The sequence below is a fragment of the Brucella sp. TWI559 genome, assembly GCF_039674265.1.
GTDB classification, from domain to species: Bacteria; Pseudomonadota; Alphaproteobacteria; order Rhizobiales; family Rhizobiaceae; genus Brucella; species Brucella chromiisoli.
Genome location: NZ_JBDJNE010000008.1, coordinates 135,325 through 156,627 on the forward strand (window position 1 = coordinate 135,325; position 21,303 = coordinate 156,627).

Sequence of the window (21,303 nt, forward strand, 5' to 3'; positions counted from 1 at the left end):
ATTCAAATTCTCAGCTTAGCAGCTCTCTTACTTTTCAGGCATCAGTGAAGAATGATGGGAGGAAATCAACCATCGCTTATGATCCCAAACATAAGTAAACGTATAGCGGGCCTGCACTTTTTTCCCGTCAGCAAAAGTAAAAGTGTAAGCACCTGTGTCAATCGCGTCATTACAACCAATTCGGATTGTGCGGCTATCTATATGCCCGACCGGATGCTCTTTTAAAAAATGTTCAAAGTAATCGATCCGCTCCCCGTCAGTCTTACGCACACGATTGGACATCGTAGGCAGAAGCACCGAGTCACGTGCGTAGTTTGCGGCTACTTTACGCGCATCTCCTGTCCGCAGTGAATTGTTCCAACGATCAAAGAGAGTGGCAATCTGAGCCTTGTCTGTTCGCACACATTGAGGATTGGCTTTTGTCACCGGGTGATGATGCTTGGCAGCCGCCATAGACGGAGAAGCTGCCAACAAAACAACAGAAGCCAGAAATAATAATTTCTTCATAAAACAATCCACATAAATAATTTTACTATATCACGTCTTTATAACTATAAAAAAACAATAAAATGAAACTTAATCGGCATGCAGCCACAATTAATAGTTATAAAATATACCTCTTACTAAGGGCAGGCTTGTTTAACGGTGCTTTTATCCTCGCCATAAACATCGAGCTTAACCAACTTTCCGTGCATGGAAAAATCTCCATAGTCCATGGTCAGGTCACGGGTGATGCCGTTTCGGTAGAGCTTGAAATTGATACGATAGATTGGAAGACCGTCCTGCTTTTCCTTGTCGTCAAAATAGGAGATCGTGACCGGCCAGACATTGTCCTTCATGAACTTGCCCATGGCTTTGGCTTCATCGCCCTTGGCTTGCTGTTCCTTTCCGACAACAACGGTCGTCGAAACAACACGGTCCGCGTCTTCTGATGCATCATAAAGAGACGTCTGGTAAAATTTCTCTCCGGCTACAGCCTTGGCAACAAGTTCTTCCATATGCATGGTTGGAAACTGCGTCGCCTTCAGATCAAGCTTGTTTTCCTTCGGCTTGGTGAGTGCAACCACGGTCTTCCCATCTTCAACCTTGGCATCACCGCGTACTTCCTTGACCAGCTCCTTGTCGACAAAGGTTTTGTTGACGAAACGGAAATCCTTGCCGTTACCACTTTCAAAGGTTGTCGTCTGCTGATCAGTCACGCGTTGCGGCTGCTCGTCCATGTCAATGCGTGTTACAAACCGAAAATTCGTTGTGTAACCTTCGCAAGCAGAACCATTAAACTCGTAAACCATGCGGCCCGTCAGACCAGTGATCCCAGATTTTTCATCGGCACGATCCAATGTAAGATCATACACTGCGCGATGCGGAACCAACGTCACCGTCGAAGCCGCATTGGCAACGCCGCCCCAGATACAAACCGCAGCTCCGGACGCCGCAAATGCCATACTCAAAAAACGCATATATGAATCTCCCGATCTGTTGAGGAGCATGATAAAAAAACTCGTGGCGGAAGCGAGGCAAAAATCGCACCCTCCCCAAAAGCTTCACCGATTCTATGTATAAAGTCGGAAGTAGAAGGCATTAAGTTAGCAAGGATTAATGGAATGACCGACACAATCGACAGCCGTCTTAAAAATCTGGGTATATCTTTGCCGGAGGCAGCAGCGCCAGCCGCAAACTATGTGCCTTTCGCACAGACGGGCTCTTTGCTGCTCACATCCGGTCAGCTTCCACTGGAAAACGGCAAGCTTGTGCACACAGGCCAGATTGGCGATACCTTAACGGTTGCTCACGGTCAGACGGCTGCACGCGCCTGCGCCATCAACATTCTGGCACAGGCAAAGGCAGCGCTTGGCGATCTTAACCGCATTAAGCGAATTGTGAAAATCACCATATTCGTATCTTCGAGCACAACGTTCGTTGAGCAACACCTGGTTGCCAATGGCGCATCCGATCTGCTCGTCGCAGTCCTTGGTGATGCGGGTAAACACGCGCGCTCCGCTGTCGGTGTGGCAAGCCTGCCGCTGAATGCACCTGTTGAAGTTGAAGCCATCATTGAGGTTGCATAATGTCTTCTCCTGAATGGCTCAAAAAGCAGCCGATTGCGCATCGTGGTCTCCACGACCTCAACAATGCGCGCTGGGAAAACACGCTCTCAGCCTTTGATGCAGCCGCAAAAGCCGGCTTTGCGATTGAATGCGACGTACACCTGACCAAAGATGGCGGCGTCATCGTGTTTCATGATGATGATCTTGAACGCCTTACTGGACGCAAAGGCCGTATCAGCGATCTGACACTTGCCGAAGCCACTGAGTTGCGCATTGGCGACACAGATGATCATGCGCCAACGCTCAAGCAGATGCTTGACCTTGTGGCTGGCCGCGTGCCTATCGTAATCGAGCTGAAGGGCATTGAAGGCCGTGATGACGGCCTTGTGGCCGCCGTCGCCAAGGAATTGGCGGATTATAAGGGCGAAGTTGCAATCATGTCTTTCGACCATCATCTGGTGCGACTGTTTGCAAGCGATGCTCCGGGCATTCCCGGCGGCCTGACGGCAGAAGGCACCAGAATGAAGCATTTCGAGGCACATTTCTCGATGCTCGCGCATCCGATTTCATTCGTATCCTACAATGTGCATCATCTACCCAACCCGTTCGTCAGCTTCGTGCGCGACAAGCTCAACCTTCCGGTCATCAGCTGGACAGTGCGCGATATGGAAATGAAGAAGCACAGCGATCTCAACGTGGACCAGATTACCTTTGAAGGTTTCGATCCCCGATCATTGGTAGCTTAGAGAGAAAATCCATGAGTGACGACGAGAGGCAGACTGAGCAAAGCTTCGCCCTTCGCGTCGTCGAAAGCGTCGGCGATTTTTCGGAAGCCGAATGGAACCGCCTTGCCGGAGCCTCCCGGCAGGGTGACAACTATAATCCCTTTGTTTCACGCGCATTTCTTCTGGCGCTGGAACAATCCGGCTCCGTGTCTCGACAAGCTGGCTGGTTACCCCATTATCTACGCCTCGAAGACAATCAGGGGTTTCTGATTGGAGCCGTCTCCAATTACCTGAAAGGGCATAGCCAGGGCGAATATGTCTTCGACCACGGCTGGGCCGATGCTTTTGAGCGCGCAGGCGGCCGATACTATCCAAAGTTTCAGGCTTCCATTCCTTTCACCCCCGCCACTGGCCCACGTTTGCTGCATCATCGGGAGTTTGAACCGGAAGCCATTCAGGTCGCTCTCGCAACCGGACTTCGGCAACTCACTGATCAGACAGGCGCTTCTTCTGCACATGTAACATTTGCGCCTTTAAGCGAAATTTCGGCACTCGAAGCAGCCGGCTTTCTTCATAGAACGGATCAACAGTTTCATTTCATAAACAATGGCTTTTCTAAATATGATGATTTTCTAAATGAACTTGTTTCCAGAAAACGCAAAGCACTCAAAAAAGAGCGCCGCGATGCGCTTTCCGAAGGCGTAGAAATCGACTGGCTGACTGGCAAGGATCTGACGGAATCTGTATGGGACAACTTTTTTGAGTTCTACGTGGATACGGGTAACCGCAAATGGGGGCGCCCTTACCTCAACCGTCAGTTTTTCTCGCTGATTGGTGAAGCGATGGCCGAAGACATATTGCTGGTAATGGCAAAACGCGGCGGACGTTATATTGCCGGTGCCATCAATTTTATCGGCAGCGATACGCTCTATGGCCGACACTGGGGCTGCATCCAAGATCACCCCTATCTCCATTTCGAAGTCTGTTACCATCAGGCAATCGACTTTGCGATTGAGCGAAAACTGCGCGTTGTCGAAGCGGGTGCGCAAGGTGAACACAAGCTTGCCCGTGGCTATGTGCCGGTCACAACCCATTCCGCGCATTACATTGCACATGAAGGCTTCCGCCGTGCGGTCAGTGACTATCTGGAACATGAACGGCACGAAATCGAACAGATCCACACGGCACTGGAAAAGCACACGCCTTTCAGGCACACATAACCAGCTTGATAATTGAGTGAACTGGAGAAACAAGCATGTCCGCCACTTATGACGACAACAACATTTTCGCGAAAATCCTGCGCGGCGAAATTCCGTCAACACGCGTTTATGAAACGGATGATGTCGTCGCTTTTATGGATGTCATGCCGCAGGGAACCGGCCACACGCTGGTTGTTCCCAGAGCACCATCGCGCAATCTGCTTGATGCAGAGCCGGAAGCGCTCGCTCAAGCCATCAAGGCCGTTCAAAAGATCGCCAATGCCGTGAAGAAAGCTTTTGATGCCGATGGCGTCACTGTCAGTCAGTTTAATGAACCGGCAGCAGGCCAGACAGTTTATCATCTGCACTTCCACGTCATCCCGCGTTTTGAGGGTGTAGAATTAAAGCCTCATACCGGAAAAATGGAAGATCCAGCCGTTCTTACAGCAAATGCTGAGAAAATCCGCGCAGCACTTTGATAAGAATCATCTTTATAAGCTTAACAAACCCGTTATCAGAAACGCCTCTGTCACCAATATGCCGACAAGCAACCGCTTTCCGGCAATGAGATAAGCAACAAAACCGGCAGCGGCTGATCCAACGCGCAACCACATCGGGGAGTTCGCAAGCTCCCCGTTCGGATAAAGAATAAGCTGGGCGATCACACCCGCGACAAGTGCCGTCGCCACACAGCGCACGAACACCAGAACCTCGGAATCTTCACGTATCCGACCGCCAACAATGACGCCCATAACACGGAAAAGATAGGTCGGAAGTGCGCCTGCAAGCAGGATGAACATAAGCGGCCACCACCAGTCGGAATAACTGTCCCAGTTCATTGCACAGCCTCCTTCTTTGCCTTGCGCAAATGATGAAAGACAAATGCAATCAATCCGCCAACAACTCCCGTCACCAACAGATCATAGCCCGGTGCGAATTGATGAAAGATCGGAAACAGCACGATGCCGGAAACCATGGCAATCTGCCCTGCCCGTTCCCGCGCTGATCGCCAGAGCGACGTCAGAAAATACATTGGCGTAAGCATGAAAAGCGCTGCAAACACCACCGGCGGAAACGACGCCGATAATGTATAAACCAAGGCCACCACAAGCGCATTCGTTCCGACCAGAACGCTTCCAATGCCTGCAAAATAGCTTGTGCGCATATCGCGTGGCACATTGCGCAGCTCTTCCATCGCCATGACCCAGGCGGTCACTGCCACAAAATGACAAAGTGCTGCCAGCGTCAGCTTGCGCGTCTTTGGGCCTTTCAGCTCCGGTAAAAGTGCCACCACCATCGGCATAAGCCGAACCGACGACAATCCGACCGCCAAAGCTGCGGCAGGGATTGAAGCTCCGGCGCTGATCGCACCAATGAGCACAACCTTAGCAGGCAGCGCCCAGATGGTGAGTGTCATAAACACCGCCTGCCCGACAGTTATGCCACTTTCAATTGCCAGTCCTGAAAAGCCGATAAACGAACTCATCAGCAAGATAGCAGGCACACTCACAATGCGTCGTGTGCCACGAAAAAACCAGCCAAGATGGCCAGATTGCTCTGCTGAGTGATGGTCTGAACTGGGGAATGGACTCGAAGACATACGGTAATTAGATCATGAGAGAGAGAAAATGCACCCGATATAAAAAGGCCCTTCACGTGAAGGGCCTTTTTACGTTTTTATTTCTTACGCGGCACTTTAGGGACCGACGATTTTACCGTTGATGCCTTGGCAGAAGGTTTTGACTCGGCATCATCCTTGCCAGCGAGTACCTTTTCCTTCTCAGGCTTCTTTGCCGCAGCCTTCTTGCGAACGGGCTGCTTCTTTTCCGCCGGAATATCCTTTTTAGGCTTCACTGGCTTGTCCGAAGAAAGGGTTTCAAGCACGAGATCGGTTTTACCATCCTCTTTCTTCTTCACATCAACCCGAACCGTACCGCCATTCTTTAAGTTGCCAAAAAGCACTTCATTGGCCAATGGCTTCTTGATGTGCTCCTGAATGACACGCGCCAGTGGACGCGCGCCCATGCGCTCATCGTAGCCCTTGTCAGCAAGCCATGCGATAGCGGGCTCGGTCAGTTCGAATGTCACACCACGTTCTGCAAGCTGCGCTTCAAGCTGAAGCACGAACTTCTGCACAACTTGATGAATGACTGGAACCGGCAGCGGACCAAACGGAACAATTGCGTCGAGACGGTTGCGGAATTCCGGCGTAAACAACCGGTTGATCGCTTCCATGTCGTCACCTTCACGCCGCGTCGAGCCGAAACCAATCGCAGCCTTTGCCATATCGGCGGCACCGGCATTGGTGGTCATGATCAGGATAACATTGCGGAAATCGATCTTCTTGCCGTTGTGATCGGTAAGCGAACCATGATCCATAACCTGCAACAAAATGTTGTAGAGATCCGGATGTGCCTTTTCGATTTCATCGAGCAACAGCACACAATGCGGATGCTGATCCACGCCATCGGTCAAAAGACCGCCCTGATCGAAGCCGACATAACCGGGAGGCGCACCGATCAAACGTGATACAGTGTGACGCTCCATATATTCCGACATGTCGAAACGAAGCAGTTCGACGCCAAGCGACGATGCAAGCTGCTTGGCAACTTCTGTCTTACCAACACCTGTCGGGCCGGAGAACAGATAAGAACCAATGGGCTTATCCGGCTCGCGCAAGCCTGCACGAGCAAGCTTGATTGCAGCCGAAAGCGCCTCAATCGCAAGATCCTGACCATAAACAACGCGCTTGAGCTCTGCATCAAGATGCGAGAGCACAACCTCATCATCCTTGGAAACCGACTTGGGCGGTATCCGCGCCATGGTGGCAATGGTTGCTTCGATTTCCTTGACACCAATGGTCTTCTTGCGCTTGTTTTCCGGCAGAAGCATCTGGCTTGCACCGGTTTCATCGATCACGTCGATGGCTTTATCCGGCAATTTGCGATCCGAGATATAGCGCGCGGAAAGCTCCACAGCCGACTTGATCGCATCAACCGTATATTTAACCTTATGGAAGTCTTCAAAATACGGCTTCAGACCCTTCATGATCTCAATGGCATCAGGGATCGAAGGCTCATTGACGTCGATCTTCTGGAAACGGCGCACAAGTGCACGGTCTTTTTCAAAGAACTGACGATATTCCTTATAGGTCGTCGATCCGATGCAACGGATTGCACCGGAAGACAGAGCAGGCTTCAACAGGTTTGATGCATCCATCGCACCGCCCGAAGTGGCACCCGCACCGATAACGGTGTGAATTTCGTCAATAAAGAGAACCGCACCCGGATAATCTTCAAGCTCTTTCACAACCTGTTTCAAGCGCTCTTCGAAATCACCGCGATAACGTGTACCGGCAAGCAGCGTGCCCATGTCGAGCGAGAAGATTGTTGCATTCGCAAGCGCTTCAGGCACGTCACCTTCAACGATACGCTTCGCAAGACCTTCAGCAATTGCCGTCTTGCCGACACCCGGATCACCCACATAAAGCGGGTTATTCTTGGAGCGACGGCACAGCACCTGAATGGTGCGGCTGATCTCGCTGTCACGACCGATCAAAGGATCGATGCGACCGGATTTCGCTTTCTCGTTCAGATTGACGCAATAGGCGGTAAGAGCATCCTGCTTTTTCTTCGGACTTTCTTCCGGTTCCACGCTGGTGCGTTCTTCGCTCGGACTTTCCGCGCCACGCGGCGGGCGCGTTTCGCTGCTCTGCGTGCGTTTGGAAATGCCATGCGAGATATAATTGACGGCATCGTAGCGCGTCATCTGCTGCTCCTGAAGGAAATAGGCAGCATGGCTTTCCCGCTCGGCAAAAATGGCAACAAGCACGTTAGCGCCGGTCACTTCTTCGCGATTGGAGGACTGGACGTGAATAACCGCGCGCTGAATAACACGTTGAAAAGCGGCAGTTGGCTTGGAATCTTCATCATAGCCCGTGACGAGATTATCCAGCTCACGATCGATGTAATCGGTCACGATTCTTTTTAGATGCTCCAGATCGACGTTACAGGCGCGCATCACTGCGCCCGCATCCTGATCGTCGATCAGAGCAAGCAGAAGATGTTCGAGCGTTGCATACTCGTGATGCCGCTCGTTTGCGATTGTGAGGGCCTGATGCAGCGCCCTTTCAAGGCTAGATGAAAACGATGGCATATGACCTCACTTTTTCTCCATTACACATTGTAATGGATGCTGGTTTTGGCGGGCAAAATCCATGACCTGACTAACCTTGGTTTCAGCAACTTCGTATGTGAATACACCGCACTCACCGACACCGTGGTTATGAACATGCAACATGATACGCGTCGCATCGTCCATGTCTTTCTGAAAAAAACGTTGCAGGACATGAATGACAAACTCCATAGGAGTATAGTCATCATTGAGAAGCAGAACGCGATAGAGGCTAGGCTTCTTGGTTTTGGGCTGCGTACGCGTAACCACAACGGTCCCGTTATCCGGTCCGTTCCCGCCGTTCGCCTTGCTTTGCATGACTGGATTTAAATACCGCATGTAACCTATCACCCAATGCCCAACTCTATGCCTGCTTGCCCTTCCTTATGTAGGGCGTCATAAGCTGATTTTAAGCCCTTCGCTGACACTTGCAACCGAGACTTATGACAAGGCTGCGCATTGGCACAGGTCTCTCCCAAAAATATTGCCAAATCTTACGATTTAAGCATCCGCGCAGAGCGTCCGCCGAGCATCGATCGGGCTGAGTTCCATGGGCTTTCCCAAAAACGGCACCACAACTTTTTTTTAAAATGTGTGAATAATCCAGTTACCATAAACGGATTGGTAACGCTGATGACAGTAAGGTTCCTGAATTAGATTGCTGTGTGCCCTTTGTGCCGCAGTCCAAAAAAACCGGAATACAGGCAGGTCATCATCGTGCGTACCGCATTCAGTAAAGTCGCATATGTCATGAAAAGAACAGCGCAAGCTGCGCTTCTTCTTGCTGTTGTAACAGGCTGCTCTACGGCCACAACCACGGTTCCTGCTGCGGCCAATGATCGGTACGCTGCGATCGTGGTCGACGCCAATACAGGTAAAACACTGTTTGCATCCAGCGCCGATGCGAAACGTTACCCGGCGTCGCTGACCAAGATGATGACAATTTATATGCTTCTTGAGGCAATGCAGTCAGGTCGCATCAACAAAGACACGCGAATTCCGGTTTCCGCATATGCCGCAGCACGTCCACCGACAAAAATCGGCTTCAAAAAAGGCCAGTCCATTCGCGTCGAGGATGCAATCCTTGCAATGGTAACAAAGTCAGCGAACGACGTCGCAGCTGCATCCGGTGAATTCCTTGGCGGTTCGGAAGAGCGATTTGCACAGATGATGACGGCAAAAGCGCGTCGTCTTGGCATGAGCAACACCACATTCCGCAATGCTTCCGGCCTGCCAAACATGTCGCAGGTTACAACTGCGCGCGACATGGCAATCCTCAGCATTGCACTTCGCCAGCATTTCCCGCGTGAATTTGCTTATTTTTCGCGCAGTAGTTTCCAATATCGCGGTCAAACCATTCGCGGTCACAACCGTCTGCTTGGCCGTATCGAAGGTGTTGACGGCATCAAGACCGGCTACACCAATGCTTCCGGCTACAACCTTGCCTCATCGGTTAATCTTGATGGACGCCGCATCGTCGCCGTCGTGATGGGTGGCAACACCGGCGCAAGCCGCGATGCCCATATGGCGCAGCTCATCAAAAAATACCTGCCAATGGCAACACGTGGTCGCGCTTCCGAACCTCTCATTGCCATGCGTGGTGACGTTCCTCAGGTTGTCGCATCAGCTCAACTGCCAAAGGCACGCAACGCCCCAGTCCCTGTAGCCCGTCAAGCCGGCATTGAAGACGTCATCAACAATGAATCAGGCGAAGGCGACGTTGATCAGCCGCAGGTTCTGGCTCTTGCTGCACCAACGCCGCGTCCGGCAGCACTCGCCGCAGCGCAGGCAGCTGTCCGTCCAATGCCAAAGGCTGCAATCCCTGCGGCTCCTGCTCAGCATGATATTGATCCCGTAACAACCGCTTCTGCAGCTGCATCAGGCGGATGGGCTATTCAGGTTGGCTCGCTGCCAAGCGAAGGTCAGGCACGCGATATGCTTGCAAAAGTGTCCTCATCTGTTGGCGGACCACTTCGGTCAGCCTCCCCCCATACCGAGACATTCGTAAAAGGCGGTTCGACATTCTACCGCGCCCGCTTTGTCGGATTTTCGTCAAAGAAGGCAGCCTGGGATGCATGTGCGTCGCTGAAAAAGAAGAGTTTTGGCTGCTACGCAGTCGCAAATTAATCCCAGCGAGGGGGGAGTCCCTCTCGTAACCGCTTTAGACCCGAAAATAGTATTGCGTAGAGGGTTTCGAGATGTCGAATATGAATGAAACGATCGGACAACATGCTTTGGCACCCAGCCTATGGGCTCTAGAAGCGCCACGGCCTTCAGCCCTCGGGTCCCTGTTTTCGGTGCAGGCACTTAAGCAGGCGGCGATTCGCATTGCAGATGTCCGTCATGGCAAAGGACTCCATACACGTGATCTGGTCGGCCTGCTGGTCAGCCACGCAGCGCGCAATCGCAGAATGGTACAACCGCGCACGATGATGCGCATGACCCTGCCCGTCACATCGGACAAGGTTTCAGTACGCCTCACCATCGAAAGCTGACATACGAAATGAAAAAAGCCTGCCAGAAACGGCAGGCTTTTTTCTTTGTAACCGTCCAACAAGACCTGCGTAACGCCTTTAGCGATCCCGCTTTAACGCAAACGAATCTAAAGCAATCCGAGATCCGCCAGCTCACGTCGCAATTCCGGTGGCAGAGCGGCTCTGCCCGATTTCCCCGCTGCTTCATCGGCAGGAACCTCATTCTCATTCAGATACCGCCACCCCTGAAAAGCGCGGCGCGGCTGCCACTCCGTCGGATGAATCTTGGGTTCGAGCACCAGATGACAGCGGTTGATTCCCTGCTCATCCGTAAACGGGCGTATGTCCAGAAGACGCTGGCGACATTGCACATTGCCCTTGATCACCCAATAGAGCGAACCACCTGCAAGCAATTCATCCACCCGTTTGGGAACCATGCGGGTTGTATGAAACTGCTCGGGCACAACACCGGCAGCACGCTGCTCCGCAAGCCTGAAATCAATCCAGGCTGCGAGGTCTTCAATACTGTCGCAACCGACGCAAAGTTTGACGAGATTAATTGCCATGGGCCTGATTTAGCCAAGCCGTGTGCAGTCTTCAAGTGATAAGAATCTGTCTCAGCAGGCAACCACATTAACAGCCAGTCCACCCTGACTGGTTTCTTTGTAGCGCTCGCTCATATCATGCCCCGTCTGACGCATGGTTTCGATACAGGCATCGAGCGGCACAAAATGCTGACCATCACCCTTCACCGCCAGAGATGCAGCCGTAACGGCTTTCACAGCACCGAGCGCATTGCGCTCAATACATGGCACCTGAACAAGCCCGGCGACTGGGTCGCATGTCATGCCCAGATGATGCTCAAGCGCGATTTCAGCAGCATTCTCAATCTGTTCGGGTGTTCCGCCCATAACGGCAGCAAGACCAGCGGCAGCCATCGCAGAGGCCGAACCAACCTCGCCCTGACAACCAACTTCTGCACCGGAAATAGAGGCATTATGCTTGATCACACCGCCAATGGCGGCCGATGTCAGGAGAAAATCACGAATGCCCTTCGCATCGGCATCATCATGAAAATGCAGATAATAGCGCAACACTGCCGGAACCACACCCGCAGCGCCATTGGTCGGAGCCGTTACAACGCGCCCGCCGGAAGCATTTTCCTCATTGACCGCCATTGCGTAAACAGACAACCAGTCATTGGCGAGCAGCGGATTAAGCTTGTTATTGCGCCAATCCTCTTCCAGCCGCTCAAAAAGCTGCCGCGCACGACGGCGCACATTCAATCCACCCGGCATAATTCCATCGCGACTTAATCCACGCTCAATGCAGCCACGCATTGCACCCCAAATTCGATCGAGACCTTCGTCGAGATCAAGGCAAGACATATGGCATTCTTCATTGGCACGTTTCATATCGGCAATCGAAAGACCGCTCGTGTTGGCCATTTCAAGCATTTCGGCGGCGTTTTTGAACGGATAAGGCACATCAGCCTTTTCCTCACGCTTGCCGCCACTGGTCTGCACGCGGCTTAACTCTTCCGCAGTGACGACAAAGCCACCGCCAATCGAAAAATATACGCGGCGAAGCAGAAGCCGATCACTCTTGTCATAAGCTTCAAAAGCCATGCCGTTTGCATGCCCCGGCAAGGGCGTTTTGCGATCCAGCACCAGATCGGTTTTTGGATCGAATTGATAGGCAGGATGGCCAGCGGGATGGACGGTTTTCGCGCGCGAAACCTTTTCGACTTCGCTATCCATAATATCAGGATCGATCTTATCAGGTGTATAGCCGCAAAGCCCCAAGACCACAGCGCGATCAGTCGCATGACCAACGCCGGTATAAGCAAGCGAGCCATGCAGAACGGCCTTGAGACGAAAGACTTTGGCATTGGCTGGTTTTGGCCACTCGCCGGCGATCAGCTCGTCGAGAAACATATGGGCGGCGGTCATCGGGCCCATCGTATGTGAACTCGAAGGTCCAATGCCAATCTTGTAAAGATCAAATACCGAAAGAAACATTCTACACCTATCCAGCCCAAATTCAGGCTGTGCAATTCCATGTGCCAAGCCGCATAAAACGGCAGACCAAGATGATATTACACCATTAACAGATAGTGTAGGAGAGCAACAACGCCAACAGAATGCCGGATTGCGGCATCATTTTTCCGCTTTCCGCAGCGCGTTTGGCATTACACCGAGAAAAGATAAGCCATGAGAATGATAGCGGCGAGGCCAACGACTGCCCAGAGCGTTACGCCCCAGCAGGATTTTTGAACGGTTTCGTCCATGGATATTTTTAAAACCTTGTTGTGCAACTCTTGTTAGCAGCGTCCTTCACAACGCTGTTACCGGAGATATAGCCCTGACGCAGATGAAACGCAACGCTGAAAAGTGGCTGAAATGCGGCGCGTTTATTATTCTCACAAAGGTACGCTTCAAAAACCCTCTTTGTTTCAGCATCTTAACAACAAAGGTGCTTAACAAAAGCTTAAAAGTCACGGCGAAATTGCGGCATCAGGGTTGTGGAAGCAGCATATCTGTCTTTCCGGTCAGCCAATAGGCTGTCAAACCCACCCATTCCCGCATCGCAACGCTAAAGCGCGACAACGCCTCATTGGGTGATTCAAAATAAAGCGAAAAGCGCTGTTTTGCGGGTGTCTTATAATCAACAGGCCATGCAACGACATCAAAACCTGCCTTACGAAAACACCCGATGGAACGTGGCATATGATAAGCCGAAGTCACCAAAAGCCACGTCTCTCCAGCCTTCGGCTCTGCCAGAGCCTTGGAAAACACGGCATTTTCAACTGTATTGCGTGACTTATTCTCAAAAATGAAACGATCGCCGGAAAAGCCAAGATCGGCCAGCATGGTGCGCGTGCTGTCGGCCTCCGGCTTTGCTTCCTCAAAAAACGCTCCGTCACCGCCCGACACGATCACCTTTGCATCCGGATAAAGCCGCGCAAGCCGCATCGTCTCAAAGATCCGGTCAGCCGCGCTGTTCAATTCGAACCCGGGACGCCCCGCATTGATGTCGCCATTCATGTAACCGCCCAAAACCACAATTCCGTCCACATGGTGCGGAAGTTCAGTTATTTTGGCAAAGCGATCTTCCAGAGGCACAAGCATAATGCTGCCAAGCGTTGTATATGCACTGACAAACAAGATCACTGCACCGCTTATCAGCGCGGCGAGCCCCAGCTTCCTTAAACCGGCCCAGATCAACACGAGTGCGAGCAACAGCAGGACGAAGATGATGGTCAGCGGCTGGAAAAACAGCCAGAAAAGCTTGGAAACGCTGAAAAACAAATCGAACTCCGACAAGAACTGCTGATTTCACAACGACGTAACGAATCCGTTATTCGACATACTATAGCCATGTCAGCGCATGTGATAGAAATCTGCCAGATTCGAATTCGATAGCTCAGGATGCACGATGCAGAGCAATGCTGAAACGACTGTAACGCCCTCAAGCCGTCCGCGCCTGACGCGCATTGATATTGCGCGTGGCGTCGCGCTAATTGCGATGGCGATTTATCATTTCGGCTGGGATCTTGAATTCTTCGGTTATATGGCGGCGGGCACCACCGGGCATGGCGGCTGGAAACTCTTTGCACGCTGCATCGCGTCGAGCTTTCTGTTTCTCGTTGGTTTCAGTCTTGTTCTGGCCCATGGCCGCGCCATTCGCTGGAATGCGGTTGGAAAGCGCCTTCTGCAAATCGTAGCTGCGGCTGCGGCTATTTCTGCAGTGACATATTACATGTCGCCCGACAATTTCATCTTCTTTGGCATCCTGCATCAAATCGCGCTGGCAAGCGTTCTGGGCCTGCTATTTCTGCATCTGCCGCCCGTTTTGACATTGGCCGTAGCCGCCTTTGTCATCAGCGCACCATTTTACGCGCAAGCCGACATTTTCAATCAGATGTGGCTGGCATGGGTTGGGCTGTCGACAATCCCACCGCGCTCGAATGATTATGTTCCGCTGTTTCCGTGGTTTGGTGCCGTGCTGATCGGCATTGCAACGGCGCGCATTTTCGAACGGCTCAACTGGCTGCCGCTGCTCTCGGGCGAGATAAAGCCCCAGTTTCTGCAGAAGCCGCTGACCTTTATCGGTCGTCACAGCCTTGCATTCTATCTGATCCACCAGCCTGTACTGATTGCACTCGTCTATTGCTTCTCGCAAGTCTCGCCGCCCGACCAGCGCCCTGCTTTTACGCAGTCCTGTGTCGCATCATGCCTGCCAAATGGCAGCGAAGCTTTATGCAACCAGTTCTGCGGCTGTGTCGTCAGCGAACTCGACAAAGCCAAACTGTTCGATGAGGTTTTTAGCGGCAAGGCTGACCAGAACAACAATAGCACGGTTCAGCAAATCGTTCAGATGTGCTCACCAGTGCCCGATAATCAGCCATAACAGTTACGTGGAAACGCCAAGCTCGGCCAGACGTTCGATACACGCTTCTTCAACCTGATCAAGTTCGGAAAGCGTTTCGTCAATATCACGGCGCTTCTGACGAAGATCAGCGCGCTTTTCTTCAACGCGCTTCATCAAAAGCTTGAGCTGCCCCGTTTCACCAGGCGGCTCGCGATACATCTGCACGATTTCATGGATTTCCGCGATTGAAAAGCCAAGCCGCTTCCCACGCATGATCTGCTTGAGAAGATGCCGGTCTGAAGGCCTGAACAAGCGCGTGCGACCACGCCGTACAGGCGCGATCAATCCCTCATCCTCGTAGAAACGCAAAGTACGGGTCGATATCCCGAATTCCCGCGTCAGTTCTGTAATCGTATAATATTCACGCACTTTTATATCCCTGCCTTGCAACATGCAGGCAATTGTTGTGCTACCGCATTTACGTAAAAGTCAATATTAAACCGTCACAAATGGTCATAATGATTAAAAATTAGGCTCCATATTTTTAGCTTGACCTTGCCATGATACTGCCGCTCATGCGTTATGAAATCATAACGGGATCAATAACTGACAGCGATTCATGCGACGCTCACTCAAATATACCCTTGTTGGACTGGTCATTGTTGCGCTTTTGGGCGCGGCACCTTTTGCGCTTGAGCCGGTTGTTCAAAAAATCGGCGAAAACTCAATCAGGCAACTCGCCAGAGACGGTAACTTCTGCACAACCGATAAATGCGATGAGGGTATAAATTACGCCATCGGATTTCTTGAAACCAATTACGGCCTGTCACCGGAAAATGTTAAATGGTGCATGGGCGTCGATGTTATTGCGCATTATGAATTGCCGTTTGGTAATGGTCTGAAAAAGTTGGTCACGGATCAGATGTATCAGCGTTGCGGTGATCCAAATCAGGATGAACCTATGGCCAACGGCACCGCAGAATAGAAGGCTTTTCGCTCAATGACGCGACTTTTTCGCATCGCCGCCTGGCTGGTTCTGGTCTCGATCCTGATTGTCACGATCAGCCCGATTCAGTTCAGACCAATCGCCAGCCAATCTGCAGATTTGGAGCGCTTTACAGCTTTCTTCCTCGTCGGGTTCCTGTTTGCTCTCGCCTACCCCCGTCATTGGGTCCAGGTTCTGCTATTAACAGTGGGATGCGCGGGCATGTTCGAACTCATGCAACGCCTCGCCCCCGGTCGACATGGTGAATTTATTGATTTTGTCTTCAAAGCAATTGGCGCGATGGCGGGCGTTTGCATTGGGCGCGGACTGAGCCTCCTGCCGGTATTCAGCCCAAAAAATGAACAATAAAAAGAGTGTCTTATTTTCCAACTAAAATGGAACCAAATGTGTTTTAATGCATTGAACAGACATCAATTGTATGGAGACATGAAATGGCTGACAACAAAACCGCTAATGATATTCAGCACGCTCTCGAACAGCAGATTGCAGATCTACGCGGTGAATTAAAGCGTCTTTCCAAGTCACTGGCTTCGCAATCAAGTGAATTCAGAGATCGTGCAGAAGATGCTCTTGATGACGCATCTGGTCGTTTCCGCCACGCAGCACAGGTTGTGCGTGAACGTGGTCACGCTGTCGCAGAGACCGTAAAGGAAAACCCCGGTACCGCGACCACATTGTTTGGCACCGCGGGCCTTATCGGTATCGCGATCGGCGTTGCAATTGGCTGCATCCTTTCTGATCGCCGTTAAGAACGAAATCCTCCCAATGAAAAGCCGCGCTTCTCTGGCGCGGTTTTTTTTGCGCTTTACCGGAAACAATATCACTGTTAGTCGAAGCCATTGGCAATTTGCCACCGGTCGCAGCCTACCCGGTAAAAACAAGGACAAGTGTCTGGATATTCCAGCACAGGACTGCGCCGTGGCTTTTTAAAAAGGCACGTAAATGTCTGAAAAAACGATATATTCTGACCTCAAGCAGCTCGGATCAAACACTACTGTTCCCCAATCCCCTGAAGAAGCGGTACTGGAACGGGTTGCAAACCCGCAAGCAGGAACGCCCTATTGCATTCGCTTTACAGCACCTGAATTCACCTCGCTTTGCCCCATGACCGGACAGCCGGACTTTGCGCATCTGATGATCGATTACGTGCCCGGAAACTGGCTGGTCGAAAGCAAATCGCTCAAGCTGTTCCTGTTTTCATTCCGCAATCATGGCGCTTTTCACGAAGACTGCACAGTCACGATCGGCAAACGTCTGGTGGAGCTTCTGGAGCCTGAATGGCTGCGTATCGGCGGCTATTGGTATCCACGTGGCGGTATTCCGATTGATGTGTTCTATCAGACTGGCGAAGCTCCGAAAAATGTCTGGATTCCAGAACAGTCTGTACCCAATTATCGTGGTCGCGGCTGATCGCAATTTTCTGTATCTATGTGCGCAGATTTGGCGAACGTTGCCATGTAAACCGGAAGGGCTTCAGATGAAATATTTTGTTCTGTTGATCATGCTAACAACTCTATCCGGTTGTGGTGCCGGAAAAGCGGCAATGGATGCAGGCAAGGGCTTTGACCGATTCGCCTGCATGTCCCGCAATATAAAGGGCGAGACACCCTGCCCGCAGCCCGATAACCAAAGTCAGACCCCGTAAAGCTGGAAAGAGGCAGCAATGGCCATTCAACCCGAAGACGTCCTCGATTTCTGGTTTTCAGCAAAGATGCGCGAAAACTGGTTCAGCAAAAACGATGCAATCGATGCGGAAATTCGTGAAAAATTTCTCGCAGGCTACGAAGACGCGCGTACCGACAAGTTTGAAAACTGGAAACAGCAGCCGGAAAGCGCACTTGCACTGACGATTTTGTTCGATCAGTTTCCACGCAACATGTTTCGCGGCTCTGCACGCTCGTTTGAAAGCGATGGCCTCGCCCGTGATGTAGCGGCGCAGGCACTCGATCATGATTTTGACCGCAAGCTATCGGCAGAACAACGTCAGTTCTTTTATCTGCCCTTCATGCACAGCGAACATCTCAGTGATCAGAAGCGGTGCATTGATCTATACGAAAAGCTCGGTGATGAATTCTCCTTAGGCTTCGCACGCCAGCACCACGATATTATCGAACGCTTTGGCCGCTTTCCGCATCGAAACAAAGTTTTGGGCCGCGAGACGACACCCGAAGAAGCCGAATTCCTTAAAGAGCATTCCGGTTTCTGATTTCTACAATAGTCTGTAAGGTAAGATTCCACGGCGGTCGTGATCGACCGCCAATTTGCTTTTCAATGGCGGGACAGCACGCTGCACGCATTCGGCCCGCTCACAAATACGGCAGGAAACCCCAATCGGGTCAAATGCGGAGCGCGTGGTAATATCCAAACCATCCGCATAGACAAAATCCTGCGCATGTGTGATTTCACAGCCCAAAGAAATAGCATAACGACGTTGCGGGGCGTGAAATCCGCCTTCGCTCTTGGTCAGTTCGGTCGCAATGCAAAGATAGCGCGCACCGTCTGGTGTCTCAGCTAACTGACGAATGATCCGGCCCGGCGTTTCAAACGCCTGATGCACATTCCACAGCGGACACGCCGCACCATAACGGGCAAATTGCAGCTTGGCTGCACTGTGCCGTTTGGTGATATTTCCCGCCCGGTCAATCCGTGCAAAGAACACAGGAACGCCACGCTGGCCAGATCGCTGCAATGTGCTCAGACGATGCGCGACCTGTTCCAGACTGGCACCAAAGCGCGATGCCAGCAATTCAAGATCGTGCCGCAGTTCTTTGGCGGCTGAAAGAAAAGTCTGATAGGGCAAGACCAGCGCACCGGCGAAATAATTCCGCAGACCGATTTTGCAAATCTCAATTGCTTCCAATGAGCGAAAATCCGCCCGTTTTGCGATAGCGGTGACAAGCTCTTCCATCTCCAGTTCGGCAATCTGGAACGCAATCTGGAAATTGCGAGTCGAAGCTGGCGAATAAGGGTTGAGATACAGAACGCGCGCAACCGGATCAAAGCGGCGTAAAATAGCTTCATCGGGATCCGCACGCGCGACACGAACGCGATAGCGCTCCTCCATATATTGCGGCAAAGCCACACCTATATCACGATACGGAATCCTCAGCTCATCGGCAAGCTTTTCTGCAGCAATATCAAGCTCATGAACATAGTTATCGATAAAATGGAAAAAGTCGCGCACGTCTTCATAAGGCGCGGGCTCGGCAACAGATGGCGCACGCCCAAGCTGGTTGTCGAGACTTGCAAGCTGCTCGCTATTGCGCCGATAAGCCTGATGACAGGCAATCAGCGCATGCGCTAAACCGGGCGCATTTTGCGTGATCAGCTTCAATTCCTGCAAATTCGGCTTGTAATTGTCAAACACCGGATCGGCCAACGCCTCGGATACAGCCGATAAAAGCCGATCATCATCGCCAAGCGAAATCGCACCAATATCGATTTGATAATTCTCAGCCAGCGCCAAAAGAACCGCGGCTGAAACCGGCCGCTGATTATTCTCGATCTGGTTGAGATAACTCGTTGAAATACCTAAGCGTTCAGCAAAGCCTGACTGTGTTGCCCGGTGCTGTTCACGTATTTCTCTGATCTTTCTGCCGACATAGAGTTTTCTGGGTGCCATGTTTGCAACTTTGCAATTCGCTATTTGCAAATTTATAAATTACACATCAGCACCTTTTCAAGCTTTCAGAATGCGGCATACTGGCGCTAAGCAGTCAATCAAACTCATAGCTTTCCAAGGTCATAGCGAATGCAGGAACTTCTCGAACAGCTTGAATCTCGTCGCGCAGAGGCTCGCCTTGGCGGCGGACAAAGGCGCATTGATGCGCAACACAGCAAAGGTAAGCTGACTGCCCGTGAAAGAATTGAAGTGCTTCTCGACGAAGGTTCGTTCGAAGAGTTCGACATGTATGTCACGCATCGCTGCACCGACTTCGGCATGGAAAAGCAGAAGATCGCAGGCGATGGCGTGGTGACCGGCTGGGGCACGATCAATGGCCGTCAGGTCTATATTTTCAGTCAGGATTTTACCGTTCTTGGCGGTTCGCTCTCTGAGACCCATGCGCAGAAAATCTGCAAGATCATGGACATGGCCATGCAGAACGGTGCCCCGGTGATTGGATTGAACGATTCTGGCGGGGCGCGAATTCAGGAGGGCGTGGCCTCGCTTGCTGGTTATGCCGATGTTTTCAAGCGCAATGCCGATGCTTCGGGCGTCATTCCGCAGATTTCTGTCATCATGGGGCCGTGCGCGGGTGGTGCGGTTTACTCCCCGGCGATGACCGATTTTATCTTCATGGTCCGCGATAGTTCCTACATGTTTGTGACAGGCCCGGACGTGGTCAAGACCGTCACCAACGAAATCGTCACGGCGGAAGAACTCGGCGGTGCGTCAACGCACACCAGAAAGTCGTCGGTTGCCGATGGCGCATACGAAAACGACATTGAAACGCTGGAACAGGTCCGCATCCTGTTTGACTTCCTGCCGCTCAACAATCGTGAAAAGCCACCTGTTCGCCCTGTCTTCGATGATCCTGCCCGCCTCGAAATGCGGCTGGACACACTCATCCCTGATAACGCCAACAAGCCTTACGACATGAAGGAGCTGATTCTCGCTCTTGCGGACGAAGGCGATTTCTTTGAAATTCAGGAAGCTTTCGCCAAAAATATCATCACCGGCTTTATTCGCATGGACGGCCAGACTATTGGCGTAGTCGCAAATCAGCCCATGGTGCTGGCTGGCTGCCTTGATATTGATTCCTCACGCAAGGCTGCACGCTTTGTGCGCTTCTGCGATGCTTTTAGCATTCCAATCCTGACACTGGTCGATGTTCCGGGGTTCCTTCCCGGCACAGCGCAGGAATATGGTGGCGTGATCAAGCATGGCGCGAAACTGCTGTTTGCTTATAGCCAGGCAACTGTGCCGATGGTCACGCTGATCACCCGCAAAGCCTATGGCGGCGCTTATGACGTGATGGCATCTAAGCACATCGGTGCCGACATTAATTATGCTTGGCCAACCGCCGAGATTGCCGTTATGGGCGCCAAGGGTGCTACCGAAATTCTCTACCGCTCAGAACTGGGCGACCCTGAAAAGATCGCCGCCCGCACGAAAGAGTATGAAGAACGCTTCGCCAATCCTTTCGTTGCTGCCGAACGCGGTTTCATTGATGAAGTGATCATGCCGCATTCATCCCGCCGCCGTATCGCCCGTGCGTTCTCTGCGCTTCGCAACAAGAGCCAGAACACGCCATGGAAGAAACACGACACCATTCCGCTGTAAGATTGCTACGGGTACGATAC

24 protein-coding genes are annotated in these 21,303 nt (G+C 51.8%); 13 read left to right on the forward strand and 11 right to left on the reverse strand.

The genetic code is table 11. The features are described 5' to 3' along the window. Window positions 1–27: 27 nt before the first annotated feature. Together ABE530_RS12115 and eipB are read right to left on the reverse strand one after the other, a co-directional pair. Window positions 28–507, reverse strand: a complete 480-nt coding sequence (locus ABE530_RS12115; protein WP_499694685.1) for an SgcJ/EcaC family oxidoreductase — start codon at window positions 505–507, stop codon at window positions 28–30. 116 nt (window positions 508–623) lie between these two features. Further along, window positions 624–1,460, reverse strand: a complete 837-nt coding sequence (gene eipB / locus ABE530_RS12120) for a cell envelope integrity protein EipB (protein WP_499694686.1) — start codon at window positions 1,458–1,460, stop codon at window positions 624–626. Window positions 1,461–1,604: 144 nt separating this feature from the next. Between eipB and ABE530_RS12125 the strand changes: the two genes are divergently transcribed. From ABE530_RS12125 to ABE530_RS12140, 4 genes are read left to right on the forward strand one after another with little or no spacing between them, the layout of a single operon-like run. Further along, window positions 1,605–2,069, forward strand: a complete 465-nt coding sequence (locus tag ABE530_RS12125; protein WP_499694687.1) for a RidA family protein — start codon at window positions 1,605–1,607, stop codon at window positions 2,067–2,069. After that, window positions 2,069–2,794: a glycerophosphodiester phosphodiesterase gene (locus tag ABE530_RS12130; RefSeq protein ID WP_265984558.1), complete on the forward strand. Its 726-nt coding sequence runs from the start codon at window positions 2,069–2,071 to the stop codon at window positions 2,792–2,794. Before ABE530_RS12125 ends, ABE530_RS12130 begins: the two co-directional genes overlap by 1 nt. 11 nt (window positions 2,795–2,805) lie before the next feature. Next, window positions 2,806–3,993, forward strand: a complete 1,188-nt coding sequence (locus ABE530_RS12135) for a GNAT family N-acetyltransferase (protein ID WP_499694688.1) — start codon at window positions 2,806–2,808, stop codon at window positions 3,991–3,993. 35 nt (window positions 3,994–4,028) lie between these two features. Next, window positions 4,029–4,451 carry an HIT family protein gene (locus ABE530_RS12140; RefSeq protein ID WP_499694689.1) on the forward strand — a complete coding sequence of 141 codons (423 nt, stop codon included), beginning with the start codon at window positions 4,029–4,031 and terminating at the stop codon, window positions 4,449–4,451. 12 nt (window positions 4,452–4,463) lie between these two features. Here ABE530_RS12140 and ABE530_RS12145 read toward each other — a convergent pair whose 3' ends face one another. The 4 genes from ABE530_RS12145 to clpS form a co-directional block, all read right to left on the reverse strand. Continuing rightward, window positions 4,464–4,811: an AzlD domain-containing protein gene (locus tag ABE530_RS12145; protein ID WP_265984555.1), complete on the reverse strand. Its 348-nt coding sequence runs from the start codon at window positions 4,809–4,811 to the stop codon at window positions 4,464–4,466. Further along, a complete protein-coding gene (locus ABE530_RS12150) occupies window positions 4,808–5,572 on the reverse strand; it encodes an AzlC family ABC transporter permease (RefSeq protein ID WP_499694690.1) in 765 nt (254 codons plus the stop codon). Before ABE530_RS12150 ends, ABE530_RS12145 begins: the two co-directional genes overlap by 4 nt. Window positions 5,573–5,649: 77 nt before the next feature. Next, complete coding sequence (gene clpA, locus ABE530_RS12155; protein ID WP_499694691.1) at window positions 5,650–8,127, reverse strand: ATP-dependent Clp protease ATP-binding subunit ClpA; 2,478 nt, start codon at window positions 8,125–8,127, stop codon at window positions 5,650–5,652. Window positions 8,128–8,133: 6 nt separating this feature from the next. Beyond that, on the reverse strand, window positions 8,134–8,484 hold the full coding sequence (clpS, locus tag ABE530_RS12160) for an ATP-dependent Clp protease adapter ClpS (protein WP_265984552.1): 351 nt from the start codon (window positions 8,482–8,484) through the stop codon (window positions 8,134–8,136). A 378-nt stretch (window positions 8,485–8,862) separates the two neighbouring features. Here clpS and ABE530_RS12165 point away from each other — a divergent pair, with 378 nt between their 5' ends. Then, on the forward strand, window positions 8,863–10,272 hold the full coding sequence (locus tag ABE530_RS12165) for a D-alanyl-D-alanine carboxypeptidase (protein WP_265984551.1): 1,410 nt from the start codon (window positions 8,863–8,865) through the stop codon (window positions 10,270–10,272). A 71-nt stretch (window positions 10,273–10,343) separates the two neighbouring features. Beyond that, window positions 10,344–10,640: a hypothetical protein gene (locus ABE530_RS12170; RefSeq protein WP_265984550.1), complete on the forward strand. Its 297-nt coding sequence runs from the start codon at window positions 10,344–10,346 to the stop codon at window positions 10,638–10,640. A gap of 107 nt (window positions 10,641–10,747) precedes the next feature. On the opposite strand, the gene ABE530_RS12175 is transcribed toward ABE530_RS12170, so the two are convergent. From ABE530_RS12175 to ABE530_RS12185, 3 genes are all read right to left on the reverse strand, one after another. Beyond that, complete coding sequence (locus ABE530_RS12175) at window positions 10,748–11,185, reverse strand: DUF1489 family protein (RefSeq protein ID WP_265984549.1); 438 nt, start codon at window positions 11,183–11,185, stop codon at window positions 10,748–10,750. Between the two features lie 51 nt (window positions 11,186–11,236). Continuing rightward, complete coding sequence (locus ABE530_RS12180) at window positions 11,237–12,640, reverse strand: L-serine ammonia-lyase (RefSeq protein ID WP_265984548.1); 1,404 nt, start codon at window positions 12,638–12,640, stop codon at window positions 11,237–11,239. A gap of 495 nt (window positions 12,641–13,135) precedes the next feature. Beyond that, on the reverse strand, window positions 13,136–13,930 hold the full coding sequence (locus ABE530_RS12185) for a YdcF family protein (RefSeq protein WP_499694692.1): 795 nt from the start codon (window positions 13,928–13,930) through the stop codon (window positions 13,136–13,138). A 127-nt stretch (window positions 13,931–14,057) separates the two neighbouring features. Between ABE530_RS12185 and ABE530_RS12190 the strand changes: the two genes are divergently transcribed. After that, window positions 14,058–15,032 carry a heparan-alpha-glucosaminide N-acetyltransferase gene (locus tag ABE530_RS12190; RefSeq protein WP_499694693.1) on the forward strand — a complete coding sequence of 325 codons (975 nt, stop codon included), beginning with the start codon at window positions 14,058–14,060 and terminating at the stop codon, window positions 15,030–15,032. A gap of 3 nt (window positions 15,033–15,035) precedes the next feature. Here ABE530_RS12190 and ABE530_RS12195 read toward each other — a convergent pair whose 3' ends face one another. Next, on the reverse strand, window positions 15,036–15,422 hold the full coding sequence (locus tag ABE530_RS12195; RefSeq protein ID WP_094577492.1) for a MerR family transcriptional regulator: 387 nt from the start codon (window positions 15,420–15,422) through the stop codon (window positions 15,036–15,038). Between the two features lie 190 nt (window positions 15,423–15,612). Between ABE530_RS12195 and ABE530_RS12200 the strand changes: the two genes are divergently transcribed. The 5 genes from ABE530_RS12200 (at window position 15,613) to ABE530_RS12220 (ending at window position 18,205) form a co-directional block, all read left to right on the forward strand. After that, a complete protein-coding gene (locus tag ABE530_RS12200; RefSeq protein WP_265984545.1) occupies window positions 15,613–15,978 on the forward strand; it encodes a hypothetical protein in 366 nt (121 codons plus the stop codon). Between the two features lie 15 nt (window positions 15,979–15,993). Beyond that, window positions 15,994–16,347: a VanZ family protein gene (locus ABE530_RS12205; RefSeq protein ID WP_499694694.1), complete on the forward strand. Its 354-nt coding sequence runs from the start codon at window positions 15,994–15,996 to the stop codon at window positions 16,345–16,347. Window positions 16,348–16,430: 83 nt separating this feature from the next. Then, on the forward strand, window positions 16,431–16,748 hold the full coding sequence (locus tag ABE530_RS12210; protein WP_265984543.1) for an ElaB/YgaM/YqjD family protein: 318 nt from the start codon (window positions 16,431–16,433) through the stop codon (window positions 16,746–16,748). 193 nt (window positions 16,749–16,941) lie between these two features. After that, the gene (gene queF / locus ABE530_RS12215) at window positions 16,942–17,409 is read left to right on the forward strand and encodes a preQ(1) synthase (protein WP_499694695.1); all 468 of its coding nucleotides are present in this window, start codon (window positions 16,942–16,944) and stop codon (window positions 17,407–17,409) included. Between the two features lie 253 nt (window positions 17,410–17,662). Then, window positions 17,663–18,205, forward strand: coding sequence for a DUF924 family protein (locus ABE530_RS12220; protein WP_499694696.1), 543 nt, complete (start codon window positions 17,663–17,665; stop codon window positions 18,203–18,205). 3 nt (window positions 18,206–18,208) lie between these two features. On the opposite strand, the gene ABE530_RS12225 is transcribed toward ABE530_RS12220, so the two are convergent. Further along, entirely contained in the window at window positions 18,209–19,621 is a 1,413-nt protein-coding gene (locus ABE530_RS12225; RefSeq protein ID WP_265984539.1) for a helix-turn-helix domain-containing protein, read from the reverse strand. Between the two features lie 129 nt (window positions 19,622–19,750). Here ABE530_RS12225 and ABE530_RS12230 point away from each other — a divergent pair, with 129 nt between their 5' ends. Beyond that, window positions 19,751–21,283, forward strand: a complete 1,533-nt coding sequence (locus tag ABE530_RS12230; protein WP_499694697.1) for an acyl-CoA carboxylase subunit beta — start codon at window positions 19,751–19,753, stop codon at window positions 21,281–21,283. Window positions 21,284–21,303 lie beyond the last annotated feature (20 nt).